The following is a 16,798-nucleotide window of genomic DNA, read 5'->3' as shown; positions in this document are numbered from 1 at the left end:
TAAATGTAGTGAAGATTTAAACGAAAGATACTTAAAGTATTACAAAATGTAAAAAAACAGCGTATTGTTAACAAAAAATCAATGGTCTAAGTGGCTTTTTTCTATCATTATTTTTACAGACAACAAAGACACAAACGAGGAGGCATGCAATGCGTGCACTATTAATTACGACAGTGGTTGGGGCAGCAGTGGCACTTTCTGGTTGCCAATCAACAGGACAAAATCTCGGTGGCGTTGAATATGACAAAGCTGCTTCAGGTACATTGATTGGTGCAGCAGCGGGCTACGGTATTTCTAAATCAAATGCGAACTCTAGCCGTCAAAATAACCGTGCAGCCGCGATTGGTGCCGTGTTAGGTGGTGCAAGTGGTTTGTATCTTGACCAAAAAGAGAAAAAATTACGTCAACAAATGGCGGGTACTGGTGTAGAAGTTAATCGTAATCCAGATGGTTCGGTTGGCTTAGTGATGCCAGGTAACATTACTTTTGATACCAACAAATCAAACATCAAACCAAATTTCTATTCTACTTTGAACAAAGTAGCACAAACACTTGCTGAAGATAATAAGAGTGCGATCCTCGTGACAGGCTATACAGATAGCACAGGTAATGATTCGATCAATATTCCATTGTCTCAGGCTCGTGCTCAATCAGTTGCGAACTATTTAAGTGGTCAAGGCGTTTCATCTGCTCGTATTAATGCACAAGGTTATGGTTCAGCGAATCCGATTGCATCAAATGCGACTGCGGATGGTCGTGAACAAAACCGTCGTGTTGAAATTAGCATCTATGAGCGTCAGTCTTAGTCGCTTAGTTTCTAAAAACCACCTTCGGGTGGTTTTTTTATGAGTAAAATCCATCTTAATCGATTAGGCATCTGCTGATTAGATGTCTATAATCATGCTCGGATTCTTAAGAGGAAAACCTATGTCAGCAGCAAGTCATCTCAATGACAAGCAACTTGAAGCCATGAAATATACTCAAGGACCCTTGTTAGTGCTTGCAGGGGCTGGTTCAGGTAAAACCTCGGTAATTACCCAGAAAATTGCTTATCTGGTGAAAAATTGTCGTATTCCTGCACATCGCATTACTGCAATGACCTTTACCAATAAAGCTGCGCGTGAAATGAAAGAACGCGTCGGGAAGTTGCTTTCTCGTGAGGAAGGAAAAGGTCTTTCAGTTTCAACCTTTCATACCTTTGGTTTGAATTTATTGCGTCTTGAACTGAAACATACGCCACTTAAAAATAATTTTTCGATTTTGGATGCTGATGACTGTAAACGCATCCTGATGGATTTAATGCAGCGTGACAATCTATCTGGAGCTGAAAGCAAAGAACTGATTGCCAAAGCGATGAAAAAAATCTCAGACTGGAAAAATGATCTGATTGTTCCTGAACAAGCTCATTCGACTTGTGAAACGGTAGAAGATGTCCAGTTTGCTCATCTGTATCAGCTTTATGAGCGTAATTTACGGGCTTATAACGCAGTTGATTTTGATGATCTGATTGTATTACCCACACGTCTTTTGCAGGAAAATGCTGAAGTCCGTGATAAATGGCAAAACCGTACCCGTTATCTTTTGGTCGATGAATATCAGGACACTAACACCGCCCAGTATATTTTGGTGAAATTACTGGTTGGGGTCATGGGACAGTTCACTGCGGTAGGTGATGATGACCAATCCATCTATGCATGGCGCGGCGCAAAACCTGAAAATATGGCATTGCTCAAAGAAGATTTCCCCAATCTAAAAGTCATCAAGCTAGAACAAAATTATCGTTCGACCAGTCGGATTTTAAAAGCCGCCAATGCCGTGATTGAAAATAACCCACATATTTTTGATAAAAAATTGTGGAGCGATAAAGGGCATGGCGAAGTGATTCGGATTATTACTTGCCGTAATGACGATGATGAAGCTGAGCGTGTGGTCAAAGATTTAATGACCCATAAACTGATGAATGGCAAAAACTGGAAAGATTATGCGGTGTTGTATCGCGGTAATTTTCAGGCACGTGTCTTAGAAACGCAACTGCGTCAAATGCAGATTCCGTATAAGCTCTCGGGTGGACAGTCGTTCTTTGCTCGGGCAGAAATTAAGGATGTGATGAGCTATTTGCGTCTGATTATTAACCCAGAAGATGATAGCGCATTTTTACGCATTATTAATACTCCAAAACGTGCCATAGGACCTGTCACACTAGAAAAGTTGGGTCTTTTTTCACAGGAAAACCATTTGTCTTTGTTGGGTGCGGCATCCGATCAGCGCCTCAGCGTGGTCATTCCGAAAAAAGCCGCGACGCAATTACATGAGTTTGCCGATTTTATCAGCACCTTTACCCGTGAACTGATGGATGATGATGAACCTGTGCCGAAAGTTCGCCAGATGATGAATGAAGCAGGCTATATCGATTATATTCGTGAAACTGCGGCCACTCCTGCGCAGGAAAAAACCAAGCTCGATAATATTGAAAACTTATTTAGCAGTATTCAAGGCTTACTGAATCGCACTGAAGATGTGGATGAAAAGAACATTGAAAGTGTGATTCGTAAACTGGTTTTACTCGATATGTTGGAGCAGCAACAGGAAGAAGAAGATACTGATAAAGTTAATCTTCTGACCTTGCATGCGGCTAAAGGTCTTGAGTTTCCATTTGTTTATATTATGGGACTTGAAGAAGAATTATTGCCGCATAAAAACTCAATTGCGGCTGAAACCATCGAAGAAGAACGCCGTTTAATGTATGTAGGGATCACCCGTGCGCGTCAGGGCTTAACCTTGACCTTGGCAGAACAGCGTAAAAATGGCGGACAAATGAAACAGATGACACCAAGCCGCTTTTTGGATGAATTGCCACAAGACGAACTAGAGTGGTTAGGACGCAAAAAGAAATTGGCGGGTAATGTGGATCCGAAAGAGCAGGCACAGCAATATCTAGCGAATTTAAAAGCCTTATTAAAGAAATAATTGATTGAACGATTAGGAAATATAATGAAAGTCCAAGTAAAAATTTTAGATCAGCGTCTGGGCAATGAATGGCCGCTTCCTTCGTATGCAACCACAGGTTCAGCAGGTCTGGACTTACGTGCTTGCGTTGATGAAGCGATTCAAATTGAACCCGGTCAAACTGTTTTAGTTAAAACAGGCATGGCGATTTATATTCACGATAGCGCTTTTGCAGGTCTTATTTTGCCACGTTCAGGCTTGGGTCATAAGCATGGTATTGTCTTGGGGAATCTGGTGGGATTAATTGACTCAGATTATCAAGGCGAACTGATGGTTTCAGTCTGGAATCGTGGTCAGCAGAGCTTTACTTTGGAGCCAGGTGAACGTTTGGCACAATATGTTTTAGTGCCTGTGATTCAGGCTGAATTTGAACAAGTAGATGAGTTTGTTGCTACCGATCGTGGTGCGGGTGGCTTTGGTCATACCGGTAAGCAATAATTCAAGCGCCTGTTTAAACAGGCGTTTCTTTTTTTGTATTGAATGTTTCAAAAAATTAGATTAAAACATCACTCTTAATCTGTCTGAATGACTGACAAGAATGCTGCCTACTTCCTTTAGCATAAGCAATACTATTTTTACTTTTAAAAAGTAGGCGTTGAATTAAAAGAAGATGCCTATGGATGCGATGTTTAATTTTCCCCTACATATTTTTCGTGCTTACGATATTCGTGGCAAGCTAACGGTGTTTACACCTCAAGTTGTTGCAGCCATTGCTTATGCTTTGGCAGAGCAGTACAGCTTGGCAGGTCAAAGCAAAGTCGTGATTGGTTATGATGCACGGCTGAGTAGTCCACAATATGCTGCAATATTAGCAACCATCTTTGAAAAACAGGGTTTAGACGTTACCGATATAGGCTGTTGTTCAAGCCCGATGATGTATTTCATGGCGCGTCAGACCCATGGCAATGGGGTGATGGTGACGGCAAGCCATAATCCAAAGTCTGACAATGGAATTAAATGGATTTTAAACGGTGAACCTCCAACACCGGCACAGATTGAAGCGGTTGGCAATGCAGCCGCCCATTATCATATTCAAGCATTAGATGTTCCTCGTATTCGAGGATTAAGCCATCAAATCAAAACCGAATACTGGTTAATGTATCAGCAGGGTTTACTTGAAGATATTCATCTAAAACGACCTTTCAAGGTGATTTTAGATGGTTTGCATGGTTCAGCAGGACGCTGTGCTGAAATGGTGTTGAATAGATTGGGTTGTGATGTGATTGCTTTGCGTTGTGAAGCCAATGGTGAATTTCCAGATCACGCGCCTGATCCTTCTCAGGCGATTCATTTGGAAAAATTACAACACGCAGTGCTTAATCATCAAGCGGATATTGGGATTGCGCTAGATGGGGATGGTGATCGCTTAGTCATTATGGATGAACAGGCACATATTATTACCGCGGATCGTTTGATTTCTCTATTCGCACAAATGTGCCTAGAGCAGCATCCGCAAGCTGAAATTGTTTTTGATGTTAAATGCTCAAGTATGGTGACACAAACTGTTAATGACTTAGGCGGCATTGCAACCATGATCCGCACAGGCAGTAGTTTTCTGCGACGTTATTTATCCCAATCTCAGGGAAAAGCGGTTTTTGGTGGAGAATACGCAGGGCATTATGTGTTCAATGATAGTCGTGGGTTTGGTTATGATGACGGTGTATATGCTGCACTGCGGGTACTGGAATATTTAAGTCAGTTCCCTAAGCAAACACTGTCTCAGCTGTTGTCTGCTTTCCCAGAGCGTTATTGTACTGAAGATACTTACATTAGCACTCATCGTTCGGAACCCAAAATTGTGTTGCAGGATATTGAAAGTTGTAGTTATCAATCTAAAGCACAACTCAGCAAAATAGATGGGATACGACTTGATTTTGACGATGGTTTTGGCATTATTCGAGCATCCAACACGGGCGAATACTTTACTGTCAGGTTTGATGCGGGCAGTCCATTGCAATTGGCACAGATTCGACATCAGTTTGTTCGCATGTTGCAGGATAAATATCCTAAAATAGCGCAAGATATTTCAAACATCCATTAAGGAGAGGCGAATGCCACATCAGCATACTGGCATCGACAAAGCGAAAATATTGACCGAAGCTTTGCCGTACATTCAACGTTTTTCGGGTAAAACGCTAGTTGTGAAATATGGTGGCAATGCAATGACCGATCCTGAACTGGAAAGCTCATTTGCACGCGATATTGTGTTATTAAAAACTGTGGGTTTAAACCCGATTGTGGTACATGGTGGTGGTCCACAAGTTGATTCGCTCCTCAAACGATTAGGACAAGAATCTGACCGTATTGATGGAATGCGTGTCACCGATGAAGCGACCATGGAAGTTGTGGAAATGGTGCTTGGTGGGAGTGTCAACAAATCCATTGTCAACCTGATCAACAAACACGGTGGCCGTGCCATTGGTTTAACAGGTAAGGATGGCAACTTGTTGCGTGCACGTAAATTGCTCATGGAAAAACAAGATGAGCAAGGTCAGGTGCAGCATATTGATTTGGGCATGGTCGGTGAAGTGGTTGGGGTAAAAACCGACGTGTTGGAAATGTTTACCCAGAGTGATTTTATTCCTGTGATCGCACCTTTAGGTGTCGATGAAGAGGGGAATACTTACAATATCAATGCAGATTTGGTCGCAGGTAAAGTCGCTGAAGCCTTAGGCGCTGAAAAACTGATTTTACTCACCAATATCACGGGTGTATTGGATGAGAATAAAAATCTGCTGACTGGCTTAAGCACACAGGAAGTCGATCGTTTAATCGAAACAGGTGTGATTTATGGCGGTATGATTCCTAAGGTCGGCTGTGCCCTTGATGCGGTGAAAGGCGGCGTGGTGAGTGCGCATATTGTCGATGGTCGTGTACCGCATGCAACATTACTGGAAATCTTTACAGATCATGGTGTCGGGACATTGATTACCAATCGACTTGCACATAAAGTTACGCATTAAATTTTTGTATTGTGTTTTATAAAGTCATCTTCGGATGACTTTTTTATTGGGCATAAAACGTCATTTTCCTGTCATGATCTTATCCTAGTGTAAGCATAATGATAAAAACAGGGTGACATTATGCTAGAAAAACTCAATCACTATCGCCAAAATTTTAGTCTGCCTTTAACTCGTCAAAAAACCAATCAAACTCAGTTTCGCTTTGACTGGGTGGATAACCTCAAAGAATTACAAGAAGTACAACGATTTCGTGCAGTTCAATTTAGTCAACAATTTGGTGTAAGCTTTGAAGATGGACTGGATCAGGATATTTATGATTTTGGCTGCGAACATGCGGTATTAAGAGAAAAATGGACAGGCGAGATCGTGGCATATACCCGCCTTAAGCTTTTTCAGGGGCATGAAATATCACAAAGTTATAGTGCGAGTGAGTTTGAAATTGTTCCACAACTTTCACATTTACCCAATGTACTTGAAATAGGTCGTACCTGTGTACATCCACGGTTTCGTTCAGGTAAAGCGTTATCGATACTCTGGCTGAATTTGGTGCCTAAGGTGCTTTGGTCGATGCGTGCCAAATATTTGATGGGCTGTGTCAGTATTCATTTGCAAGATAATTTGGCGCGTGCTTATCACACACATCAGCAAATTCAGCGTTTAGATTCAAAGCAGACCATCAGCATTGCCTCAAAAAATCATTTTGAGATCCCGCGCCCTGAATTTAGTTTTCCACAAGATGAGCGTATGCCCAAATTATTTAAAATGTATTTGGACATGCAATCTAAATTATCGCGTCAAGCGTTCTACGATGAAACTTTTAATTGTCTGGATTACTTTGTTTTCTTGGAAGTCAATCAGGTTGCAAAGTCTTTTGTCTTAAGTAAACGTGTCCATAAATAGAATTTATCGTTAATTTTGTATTAGGCTCTATATATTCAGATTTGCAAGCCTTTTGCCACTGATGCACAATACAGCTAAGCCTCTTGCTTTGATTTGACATGCTATGTGCCAACTACTTGGAATGAATTGTGCCACTCCGACCGATATTACCTTTTCTTTTAAAGGTTTTTCGCAACGCGCGGGGATTACCTCTGATCATTCCGATGGTTTCGGGATTGCATTTTTTGAAGATAAAGCTTGCCGTTTATTTGTCGATAATCAATCTGCGGTTGAATCGCCCATTGCAGAACTGGTGCGTAACTATCCAATCAAATCACGTAATGTCATCGCACACATTCGTAAAGCAACACAAGGCAAGATTACCCTAGAAAACTCACATCCGTTTATCCGTGAACTGTGGGGCAGACAGTGGATTTTTGCACATAATGGAGATTTACATCATTTTGATCCACCGTTAACAGGGCGTTTTACGCCCATTGGCAACACTGATAGTGAGCGCGCATTTTGCTATTTGCTAGACCAGTTGGTTGAACATTTTGGTTATACCGAACCGAGTGTGCTACAAGTCTTTGCTGTTCTTGAAAAAATTTCACCCAAAGTTGCTGAGTTTGGAACCTTCAATTATTGCTTGTCCAATGGTCAGGCATTGTTTAGCTATGCGACAACCAAGTTGCATTGGCTGGTTCGTGAGTATCCTTTTAAAGCTGCACGGCTGATTGATCTGGATGTGGAAGTGGATTTCAGTCAAGTCACTACCTCCCATGATCGTGTTGCCGTGATCACCACTGAGCCGCTCACTCAAAATGAACAGTGGACATCTTATCAAGCTGGAGAAATGATTTTATTTCAGGATGGAAAACCACTAAAACATGCTCAAACACATGTTGAACGTTTAGAGCGTGAACTAAAAAATCCTGAACTTAAACGAATTACTCGTGCAGACCAATATTAGATTTCATTTAAATTTAAGGATTGATAATTATCTTAAAAATAATGTAACCATATATTTAAAATAATTTGATATTTTTGTCTATAAAGACAAATTTTATGTATATTCTGCATTTTTTATTTATTTTTCTTTTTTTGTTAATAATAAACCTAAAAATTGGTTAAAAAATATCTTACTTTTTTGCTTTGTTTTTAGGTTGAAATTTTATGAAAATCAGACAATTAAACCTATTTTTTGATGCTTATTATAATCCCGACCAATTTGCTTCATTTTTATTTAAAAAAATAACAGATATTATATTGATATCTAATAAATGTTTTAGACAGCAGAGGTGTGATATGAGATGGCTTTCTGAATATAATACTGGCATTGAAGTCATTGATGATCAGCATCAACGTATTCTTGAATATATTAATGAGCTAGAAGAAGTCAGAAAAACACATGACAGAGCTCAAGTCAAAGATGTGCTATTAAACTTGATTGATTATACTCAATCGCATTTTGCCTTTGAAGAAAGTTTACAGGAAGAGGCAAATTATAAATATCGAGTTCCTCATAAACGTGTGCATGATTTATTTATTAAAAAAATTGAGCACTATCGTGAACGTTTTGAAATGGGTCATGATGTTGAGGAAGAACTTTATGAAGTGCTATCAAAATGGTTGATTAATCATATCCAACACGATGATGCTGATTATGTCGGTGCAGTGAAAGAAAACATGATGGGTATTATTAAGGAAAAAGAACAGAAAAAAGGCAAGGGGTGGTTTGCACGTTTCTTTTCATAAATAAAAGTCACGAATCGGCAAGCTTCAATAAAAGAAAATAACAACAAGACTCAGCGCTGCAAATCATCTAGAAATGGATGGTTTGCATTTTTTATTTGCAAACTTTGATTTTCATACTCGACAAAGGCAAAATATCTCCAGACTTCATATTAGGAATGAATGATGCAGGATTCAGCTTTCGCGCGGTGGTTATCACCACTTATGGCGTTTTGCTTTACTTTTATTATGATTGCAGCATTAGCATCGGCTGTGGGGATTCAGATCGACCGTCAACTGGATTTCTGGTTGCTTTGGTTAGGGACTATGGTAATTTTGGCACTTCCTCTTTGCTATCTGGAAATTGCACTGGCGAAGCGCTCAAAAACAACCGCCTTGAATGCATTATCCAGTTTAACCCGTGATGCGGATGCTTCACAAAAATGGCGAATTGTGGGATGGCTCGCCGTTGTATTTATTCCTTTTTTGGCAGGCGCAATTTTAGCCCATTTGGGAATGGCTGCATCTGTGGCTGTGGGACTTGGTTTTAGCTCGCAGATTCTATTTGTTGGTTTAGCGATTATTGCATTTGCTTTGTCGTTTATTCCACGCCAGATTTTACTGATTCTGATGGTCTTAGGGGTCGTCATTTCATTGATCAGCTCACTATTTTTGGCTCAGCCAACCACTAGTTGGCACTGGACACCCATTGAGTTTAAAGAATGGGGTAGTGCCACAGTTTTGGCGTTGGTGGCCACAGGTTTAGGCATGGGGCTGTACTGGCAAAATAGCTTGATTCAGATTCAAAATACAGCAGAAGCGAGTAAAACTGCTTTTCCGATCTGGATCGCTCAGTTTGTTGCCGTGATTGCCTTTGGTTTTTACTCAGCACAACAAAATTTTTCTGATACAACACTGGCTATTGCAGGCGTTATTGCCGCCGCTTTGTTATTTCAACTGGCCATAGAGCAACTACAACAGCGTCAGTTATCAGTGTTGATGCAATGGGTGATCTTGCTGATCGCTACATTGATCTGGCTGATCCCTAATATGCAGTTCGAGTTTAATATCTTGCTTATGCTGTGGGGATTATTGATTTGTTTGATTTATTCAATCTTTGCAGGTTGGATTATGAAAATTAGCCATTTGCGCAAATCGATGAACTTTAGTAATGAACTTTTTTATAATCTATGGCGGATCGCAATCCGCATTGTTCTACCTTTATCGATTATTCTGGCAATGCTGGCGATCATTGGGGCATTGTTCTCATGAGCCATGCTCAGATCTGGGTGGCGTATGCGGCGGTCAATCAGCAGTTTTTAATTGCTGTCCCATTCACTCAGGGGATGACTGCAATTCAAGCGATTGAGCTCAGTCAGATTAGGCAACAAATTGAGATTGCAGAACCTCTAAAGTTGGGCCTTTTTGGTGTGAAAATTACGTTGGATACGCCGTTAAAAGCTGGTGACCGTGTGGAGATTTATCGACCTCTGATGATTCATCCTCAAGATATTCGGCGTAATCGTGCTCAGAAAAATCCAGTGGGACGTTTTCAGCGTGGTAATCGTTTTAAACAATCTGACTCATAGAAAGAACCCCTCAAGCGAGGGGTATCTTTTTATTGAAAAATCATTATAGTGGTGGGGCTGTTAGGATGGCTTCCTTAGAAGCTGGTAAACCAGGCTGTGTTTCTGGAATAGTATCCAAGCCTTCGATACTTTTGACGATCCCTGATTCGTCAAAGTAAATTTTTAAATGCTGACCATGTGCAGCAGGAATTTTTGCTTTTTTAGCATAAGTACCTGGAATATAGTTGTAGATATAGTCCCAGCGTAGTGGATTTAGAGGATCTGTAACGGTTGGACTACCGAGCAAAAAGCGAACTTGTTGAAAATTCATACCCACTTGAACTTTTGATGCTTGGGCTTTAGTTAATGGAGTTCCCTGAGGGATGTCAACTTTGTAGACACCTAAAGTTGAACAACCAGCAAGCAGTGAAGTGACGAATAACGCCAACATAAGTTTTTGCATTTTGCTACACTATCCCGATAAATTATGATGCATTTGACTTAGGGATAGATCATACTGCATCTAACTACGATTGCCTATTCCAACTTTAAATTTGTTGAGAGACCTTTTTTTATGCCGATTTCCAATCAAGATTTACGTAAAGCTGGACTCAAAGTCACCCTGCCACGAATTAAGATTTTGGAATTATTAGAAAATTCAAAACAGCACCATTTGAGCGCAGAAGATATTTATAAGACTTTGCTTGAGCAAGGTGAAGATGTCGGTTTAGCTACAGTTTACCGTGTATTAACACAATTTGAAGCCGCAGGTATTATTCAGCGTCATCATTTTGAAAACAATCATTCTGTTTTTGAGATTATGCAAGAAGATCACCATGATCATCTGGTATGTTTAAATTGCGGTAAAGTCGTTGAATTTACAAATGAAATCATTGAACATGAGCAACATACCGTTGCTGAAAAGCATGGTTTTACCTTAACAGGCCATTCTTTAAATTTATATGGTTATTGTGATGCACCTGAATGTCAGGAAGCTTATCGTAAAAAGCAATAAAATCACATAAATACAACAAATTAAAAAAGGAAGCTTGCGCTTCCTTTTTTATTTCAGCGTGAGCTCAATCGCTTTACTGACCATCGAACGTAATATTACGGCTGGCGTTCAGCAGTTGTTCTGCACCTTCCTCTGAAAGTTTGATACTGAGGCGTAGATCGTTTGGCGAGTCGGCATGTTTCAAGGCATCTTTATAGGTAATTTGACCTGCTTTATATAAATCAAATAAAGCCTGATCAAAGGTTTGCATGCCGAGTTCACGTGAACGTTTCATTAAATCTTTGATTTCATGAATTTCACCTTTACGAATATAGTCAGCAAGTAATGGTGTATTGATCAGAATTTCAATCGCAGCACGACGTGAATTGCCATCTGGTGTTGGGATCAATTGCTGTGCCACCATCGCTTTTAGATTGAGCGAGAGATCCATATAGAGCTGATTATGGCGATCACTTTCAAAGAAATGAATAATACGATCCAATGCTTGATTGGCGTTGTTGGCGTGTAATGTCGCTAAGACCAAATGTCCCGTTTCAGCAAAGGCAATGGCATAGTCCATGACTTCACGTGAACGAATCTCACCAATCAAAATCACATCAGGGGCTTGTCGTAGTGTGTTTTTCAGAGCTACATCGAAAGAGTCTGTATCAATACCGACTTCACGTTGAGTCACAATACAACCAGCGTGTTCATGAATGAACTCGATTGGATCTTCAACCGTGATGATATGACCTTTGGAGTTCTGATTTCGATAACCAATCATGGATGCCAATGAAGTGGATTTACCCGTACCTGTTGCCCCAACAAAGATAATAATGCCACGTTTGGTCATGGCCAGATCTTTAAGAATGGGCGGTAAGCGTAATTCATCCATTGTAGGAATAATCGTTTCGATACGACGTAATACCATGCCTGGCATATCACGCTGCTGAAATGCACTGACACGAAAACGTGCGGTTTTTTCCCGATTTACAATCGCAAAGTTACACTCTCTGCTCTCGTCAAATTCCTTGCGTTGCTTATCAGACATAATGGACTGAATCAGTTGTCCAACGACCTCAGCATTCAGCTTAGTCTTAGACACTGGGACAATCTGACCATTAATTTTCATCGAAGGTTCCACACCTGCGGTGACAAACAGGTCTGATGCTTGTTGTTCAATCATCAGATTGAGAAGATCATTAAAATCCATGTCTTATCATCCTTTATTTTTATGGTTTATAGGAAGGATTCTGGCGATTTGGCAGCTGTTCGCGCAGTTTGTGGACTGATCACGCCTTTTGAAACCAATGTTTTGAGGCTTTGATCTAGCGTGGTCATGCCATAGTTAGCACCTGTCTGAATAGCAGAGTACATTTGCGCGACTTTATTTTCACGGATTAAGTTACGGATCGCAGGTATCCCGATCATGATCTCATGCGCTGCGACACGGCCACCGCCATTTTTCTTCAATAATGTTTGAGAAATAACGGCTTGTAAAGATTCAGATAGCATGGCACGAACCATATCTTTTTCTTCAGCAGGGAATACGTCAATTACACGGTCAATGGTTTTTGCAGCAGATGTAGTATGCAATGTACCAAATACCAAGTGACCCGTTTCTGCGGCGGTCAAAGCCAAACGAATGGTTTCAAGGTCGCGCATCTCACCGACAAGAATAATATCAGGGTCTTCACGTAGTGCTGAACGTAGTGCTTCATTAAAGCCATGAGTATCACGATGTACTTCACGTTGGTTAATCAAGCACTTTTTGGATTGGTGTACAAATTCGATCGGATCTTCAACGGTTAAAATATGGTCATAACGATTGTCATTGATATAATCTAGCATAGCGGCAAGCGTGGTTGATTTACCCGAACCCGTTGGGCCTGTTACTAGAACAATACCACGTGGATAATCACAAATATCCTTAAAGATTTGTCCTAAACCCAAATCATCCATGGTGAGAACTTTAGACGGAATGGTACGGAACACAGCACCTGCACCACGATTTTGGTTAAAGGCATTGACACGAAAACGCGCAATGTTTGGAACTTCAAAGGAAAAGTCAGTTTCAAGTTGTTCTTCAAAGTCACGACGTTGTTTATCATTCATAATGTCATAAACAAGACGGTGAACTTCTTTGTGTTCCAGTGCTGGTAAATTAATACGACGAACCTCACCATCGACACGAATCATCGGTGGCATTCCTGCGGAAAGATGTAAATCTGATGCACCGTTTTTAACCGAAAAGGCGAGTAATTCTGTGATATCCATGATTTCCCCTAATATAATGAGTAAGTATCGTTATTTTGTAGAATAATAAGCGTTTCCGAATCGCTTACCAACACTTCAAAGTAAGGTTAAGCAAAAAAAATAACTGAAATGAGAACCCTGTCAATGAATCAGTTTCAACAAGCACGAAATCAGGTCCTGAATCAAATCAAAAATGCCTGTGATTGTGTTCGGCGTGACCCTGCTACGGTACGTTTATTGGCGGTATCTAAAACTCATCCAAGTCAGGCTTTACGTGAAATGTATCAGTTAGGTCAGCAGTGTTTCGGAGAAAATTATTTACAGGAAGCGCTGGATAAAATTGAAGAATTAAAAGATCTCGATATTGAATGGCATTTTATTGGACATGTGCAGCGTAATAAAACTAAGCAACTGGCGGAAAAGTTTGATTGGGTACATGGCGTAGACCGTTTAATTATTGCTGAGCGTTTATCCAGCCAGCGTTTAGATACGCAGTCGCCGTTAAATTTATGCATTCAAGTCAATATTGATGCACAAGACTCAAAAGATGGTTGCCAGCCAGATGAAGTGGCTGAACTGGTCGCACAAATTAGTCAATTGCCCCATATTCGTCTACGCGGAATTATGGTGATTCCTGCGCCAGATCATTCTCAGGCTTTCATCGATGCCAAAGAATTATTTGATCAAGTAAGACTACAGCATGCTCAACCGCAGGATTGGGATACTTTAAGTATGGGAATGTCTGGTGATCTGGATGCTGCAATTGCGGCAGGAGCGACCATCGTTCGTATTGGTACGGCTCTTTTTGGCGCACGGGATTATTCAAAATAAAATTTAAAAATGAAGTAAGACAACTTTTAAAGGAATAAATTCATTTATTCGGATGATGAGCGTGGTGTTTGTTTAATTCGATTGAGCTTTTTAATCTAGTTTTAATGGCTCGAACGTATATAAGCATCACGGGCTTTTACGAGAATATAAATGAACCTTTTCCATGTATTTATTTTGGCAGTGATTCAGGGCTTAGCTGAACTTTTGCCTGTTTCCAGTTCTGCCCATGTGATTTTGGCAGAAAAAATGATGGGTTTTGACCCTTCTGCACCACAGATGACTTTTTTATTGGTGATGCTACATACAGGAACAATGTTTGCCGTAATCGTGTATTTTTGGCGGTCATGGAAAAGAACTTATTTCTCAAACTGGGATGATTTCAAACAGCGTTTCTTCTATGTTTTAATCGCAACCGCAATTACAGGTGTGTTAGGGCTGTTATTGCAAGCTTTAATTAAACATGTATTTTTTGGCGGAGCCAGTAACTTTGAGATTGAACATTTATTTAGTAACTCCAAATTGATGGCAGCAGCTTTAGCTGCGGCAGGGGTTTTAATTATTCTATCTTCACGTTTTGATCGTGGACAACAAGGTGATATCGGTTTATCCAGTGCTATTGTGATTGGGGCAGTTCAAGCTTTATGTTTACCGTTTCGAGGTTTTTCTCGCTCAGGTGCAACGATTTCCACAGCGTTATTTTTAGGTATATCTCGTCAAAAAGCCGAAGAGTTTAGTTTTGCCTTGGCTGTGGTATTAACGCCTGCTGTGATCGCAAAAGAATTATTGCGTTTGGTTCATGCGCAACAGGCAAGTGTGGGAGCCTCTCATTTGGCAATAGGGAGTTTGTTATTGCCAAGCTTGTTTGGCATGGTCTTTAGCTTTCTAACAGGGTTACTGGCGCTTAAATGGCTCTCTGCATGGCTAGAGCATGGTCGCTGGTATTTGTTTGGGATTTATTGTCTGGTGTTTTCAGGTGTGGTGTTGATGCTGAGCTGATTTAAAACCATGACCATATCTTGATAGTCATGGAGATTTGCATCGGAAATTTTTGAATTAATCTGAGGGTCTGGATGAAAATAGATGGTTTTCATCCCTACATTTTTCGCTCCTTGAATGTCTGCTAATTCATTATCGCCAATAAAAACGCATTGTTCTGGAAATACGTCTAATTGTTTACAAGCTAAATTAAAAATTTCAGGATCTGGTTTACGTAGCCCCACCGCTTCCGATACTAAAATATTTGAGAAATATTCGCTTAGACCTAATGCATAAAAATTATGCTCTTGAAATGGACTACGTCCATTTGAAATTAAGCCAATAAGATATCCTTGTTGTTTTAGGTTTCTAATCGTATTTTCGATATGAGGAAATCCAGTCGAAAATTTATTAAAGTCAGAAATATAACTTTTTAGTAGATCGTGATATTCAATAGATTCAATCTTAAACTCATCAATTAACTTTTTATAAACGGTATCTTTCCAGACGGCACCATTTTGATCAAGCTCAACAAATCTCTGAATAAATCTTGCCTTTTCTCTCTGGGGGATCAATTGAAAAAATTAATCTGCCAATTTAAAAAATGATCGAGAGAAGTAGTACGATCCAATAAAGTTTGATCAAGATCAAAGAAAATGGCCTGAATCATAGAGGTTTCTCTAAATGGTGGAATGATGAAAAGTTCTGATAAAAAAGCCATTTTTATGGTCAAAATGCCTCATTGATGGTTTAAACACGCTCAATCAAGGGACTCATAGAAATGAGTTCAATTTCTCCATAAACCGTTGCAAATGGAACATCTTTGGCATCGAGCCCAGTACCTATGCGAACAAACTGATCAATCGGCCCCATACGTGTGGCATCAAAAAGCACCCACTGATTTTCAAGATAAACCTCAAAAATTGCATGGAAATCAGGTTGAGCTTCATAAAAAGGCATATAACCAAATACAAATCGTGCAGGAATATTCAGCGCACGGCAAATCGCAATGCCTAGATGAGCAAAATCACGACATACCCCAGCACGATTAACTAAAATATCACGGGCTGTGGTCGTGCTGTCTGATGAACCTGCTTGGTATAGAATATTATTATAAATCCAGTCACAAATTGCTTGTACACGTGTATAGCCTTTTGGCAAATCAGCAAAAGTATGGTTCACCATTATACCGATCAAATCGGACTCACAAAAACGGCTTGGCGCAAGATAAAATAATGTATCCGAAGGTAAATCTTGAATTTCACATTCTTTTAAAGTCGTGTCACGTTCAGGAATATAAGTTTGAACTTCTGCATTATATTGAACCATTAAATCGCCTTGTGGCGCGTACACACGAATAAGTCGATTTAAACCATTATCACGATGATATTGTTCAAAAGTCAGGTCGGGCTTTAGCTGAAATGATTCATCGACGATCGTCTGCCAGGGATGTTCTGCGATCTGCAATTGAAAAATAAATTGGGTTGCATTTATGACGCGATAATGAAGCTGACAGTTTATTGATAATGTATGCATTTTTTAGCCCAAATTAAATTTTTTATCTCCGCCTAAAAACAAATATTTTCTTGCTT

General features: G+C 40.1%; 17 protein-coding genes and 1 pseudogene. 13 read left to right on the top strand and 5 right to left on the bottom strand.

Features of this window, described 5'->3' with window-relative positions; genetic code table 11:
• Positions 1-149: 149 nt before the first annotated feature.
• From F944_RS12090 to F944_RS12045, 10 genes are all read left to right on the top strand, one after another.
• On the top strand, positions 150-806 hold the full coding sequence (locus tag F944_RS12090; protein ID WP_004991016.1) for a YiaD family glycine zipper/OmpA-like lipoprotein: 657 nt from the start codon (positions 150-152) through the stop codon (positions 804-806).
• A 121-nt stretch (positions 807-927) separates the two neighbouring features.
• Entirely contained in the window at positions 928-2,967 is a 2,040-nt protein-coding gene (locus F944_RS12085) for a UvrD-helicase domain-containing protein (protein ID WP_004991015.1), read from the top strand.
• A 24-nt stretch (positions 2,968-2,991) separates the two neighbouring features.
• Positions 2,992-3,444, top strand: coding sequence for a dUTP diphosphatase (gene dut / locus F944_RS12080; RefSeq protein ID WP_004991014.1), 453 nt, complete (start codon positions 2,992-2,994; stop codon positions 3,442-3,444).
• Between the two features lie 178 nt (positions 3,445-3,622).
• Positions 3,623-5,047 (top strand): phosphomannomutase/phosphoglucomutase, encoded by a 1,425-nt coding sequence (locus F944_RS12075; protein ID WP_004991012.1) that lies wholly within the window; start codon positions 3,623-3,625, stop codon positions 5,045-5,047.
• 10 nt (positions 5,048-5,057) lie between these two features.
• Positions 5,058-5,969, top strand: a complete 912-nt coding sequence (argB, locus tag F944_RS12070) for an acetylglutamate kinase (RefSeq protein ID WP_004991011.1) — start codon at positions 5,058-5,060, stop codon at positions 5,967-5,969.
• Positions 5,970-6,089: 120 nt separating this feature from the next.
• Complete coding sequence (locus F944_RS12065; protein ID WP_004991010.1) at positions 6,090-6,869, top strand: GNAT family N-acetyltransferase; 780 nt, start codon at positions 6,090-6,092, stop codon at positions 6,867-6,869.
• A 103-nt stretch (positions 6,870-6,972) separates the two neighbouring features.
• Positions 6,973-7,821 carry a class II glutamine amidotransferase gene (locus F944_RS12060; RefSeq protein WP_010588903.1) on the top strand — a complete coding sequence of 283 codons (849 nt, stop codon included), beginning with the start codon at positions 6,973-6,975 and terminating at the stop codon, positions 7,819-7,821.
• 335 nt (positions 7,822-8,156) lie between these two features.
• The gene (locus F944_RS12055) at positions 8,157-8,606 is read left to right on the top strand and encodes a bacteriohemerythrin (protein WP_004991008.1); all 450 of its coding nucleotides are present in this window, start codon (positions 8,157-8,159) and stop codon (positions 8,604-8,606) included.
• 162 nt (positions 8,607-8,768) lie between these two features.
• The gene (locus tag F944_RS12050) at positions 8,769-9,854 is read left to right on the top strand and encodes an SLC5/6 family protein (protein WP_004991005.1); all 1,086 of its coding nucleotides are present in this window, start codon (positions 8,769-8,771) and stop codon (positions 9,852-9,854) included.
• Entirely contained in the window at positions 9,851-10,171 is a 321-nt protein-coding gene (locus tag F944_RS12045; RefSeq protein ID WP_004991003.1) for an RnfH family protein, read from the top strand. The genes F944_RS12050 and F944_RS12045 overlap by 4 nt, the downstream gene beginning before the upstream one ends.
• A 43-nt stretch (positions 10,172-10,214) precedes the next feature.
• Here the strand turns inward: F944_RS12045 and F944_RS12040 are convergent, their stop codons facing one another.
• Positions 10,215-10,613, bottom strand: a complete 399-nt coding sequence (locus F944_RS12040) for an outer membrane protein assembly factor BamE (RefSeq protein WP_004991001.1) — start codon at positions 10,611-10,613, stop codon at positions 10,215-10,217.
• Positions 10,614-10,724: 111 nt separating this feature from the next.
• On the opposite strand from F944_RS12040, the gene fur reads away from it, so the two are divergent.
• Positions 10,725-11,165: a ferric iron uptake transcriptional regulator gene (gene fur / locus F944_RS12035; protein WP_004990998.1), complete on the top strand. Its 441-nt coding sequence runs from the start codon at positions 10,725-10,727 to the stop codon at positions 11,163-11,165.
• Positions 11,166-11,238: 73 nt separating this feature from the next.
• Here fur and F944_RS12030 read toward each other — a convergent pair whose 3' ends face one another.
• Both F944_RS12030 and F944_RS12025 read right to left on the bottom strand, forming a co-directional pair.
• Positions 11,239-12,357 (bottom strand): PilT/PilU family type 4a pilus ATPase, encoded by a 1,119-nt coding sequence (locus tag F944_RS12030; RefSeq protein ID WP_004990996.1) that lies wholly within the window; start codon positions 12,355-12,357, stop codon positions 11,239-11,241.
• Positions 12,358-12,383: 26 nt separating this feature from the next.
• Positions 12,384-13,421 (bottom strand): type IV pilus twitching motility protein PilT, encoded by a 1,038-nt coding sequence (locus F944_RS12025; protein ID WP_004990994.1) that lies wholly within the window; start codon positions 13,419-13,421, stop codon positions 12,384-12,386.
• A gap of 123 nt (positions 13,422-13,544) precedes the next feature.
• On the opposite strand from F944_RS12025, the gene F944_RS12020 reads away from it, so the two are divergent.
• The gene (locus F944_RS12020) at positions 13,545-14,231 is read left to right on the top strand and encodes a YggS family pyridoxal phosphate-dependent enzyme (protein ID WP_004990993.1); all 687 of its coding nucleotides are present in this window, start codon (positions 13,545-13,547) and stop codon (positions 14,229-14,231) included.
• A gap of 150 nt (positions 14,232-14,381) precedes the next feature.
• Positions 14,382-15,227, top strand: a complete 846-nt coding sequence (locus F944_RS12015) for an undecaprenyl-diphosphate phosphatase (protein ID WP_004990991.1) — start codon at positions 14,382-14,384, stop codon at positions 15,225-15,227.
• On the opposite strand, the pseudogene F944_RS12010 reads toward F944_RS12015, so the two are convergent.
• Positions 15,185-15,876: pseudogene (locus F944_RS12010) on the bottom strand (HAD family hydrolase). The gene F944_RS12015 and the pseudogene F944_RS12010 overlap by 43 nt on opposite strands.
• 80 nt (positions 15,877-15,956) lie before the next feature.
• A complete protein-coding gene (locus tag F944_RS12005; protein WP_004990984.1) occupies positions 15,957-16,742 on the bottom strand; it encodes a transglutaminase-like domain-containing protein in 786 nt (261 codons plus the stop codon).
• Positions 16,743-16,798: the final 56 nt, after the last annotated feature.

Source organism: Acinetobacter ursingii DSM 16037 = CIP 107286 (assembly GCF_000368825.1).
Lineage (GTDB): Bacteria > Pseudomonadota > Gammaproteobacteria > Pseudomonadales > Moraxellaceae > Acinetobacter > Acinetobacter ursingii.
This window is presented reverse-complemented; position numbering and strand designations above follow the sequence as displayed.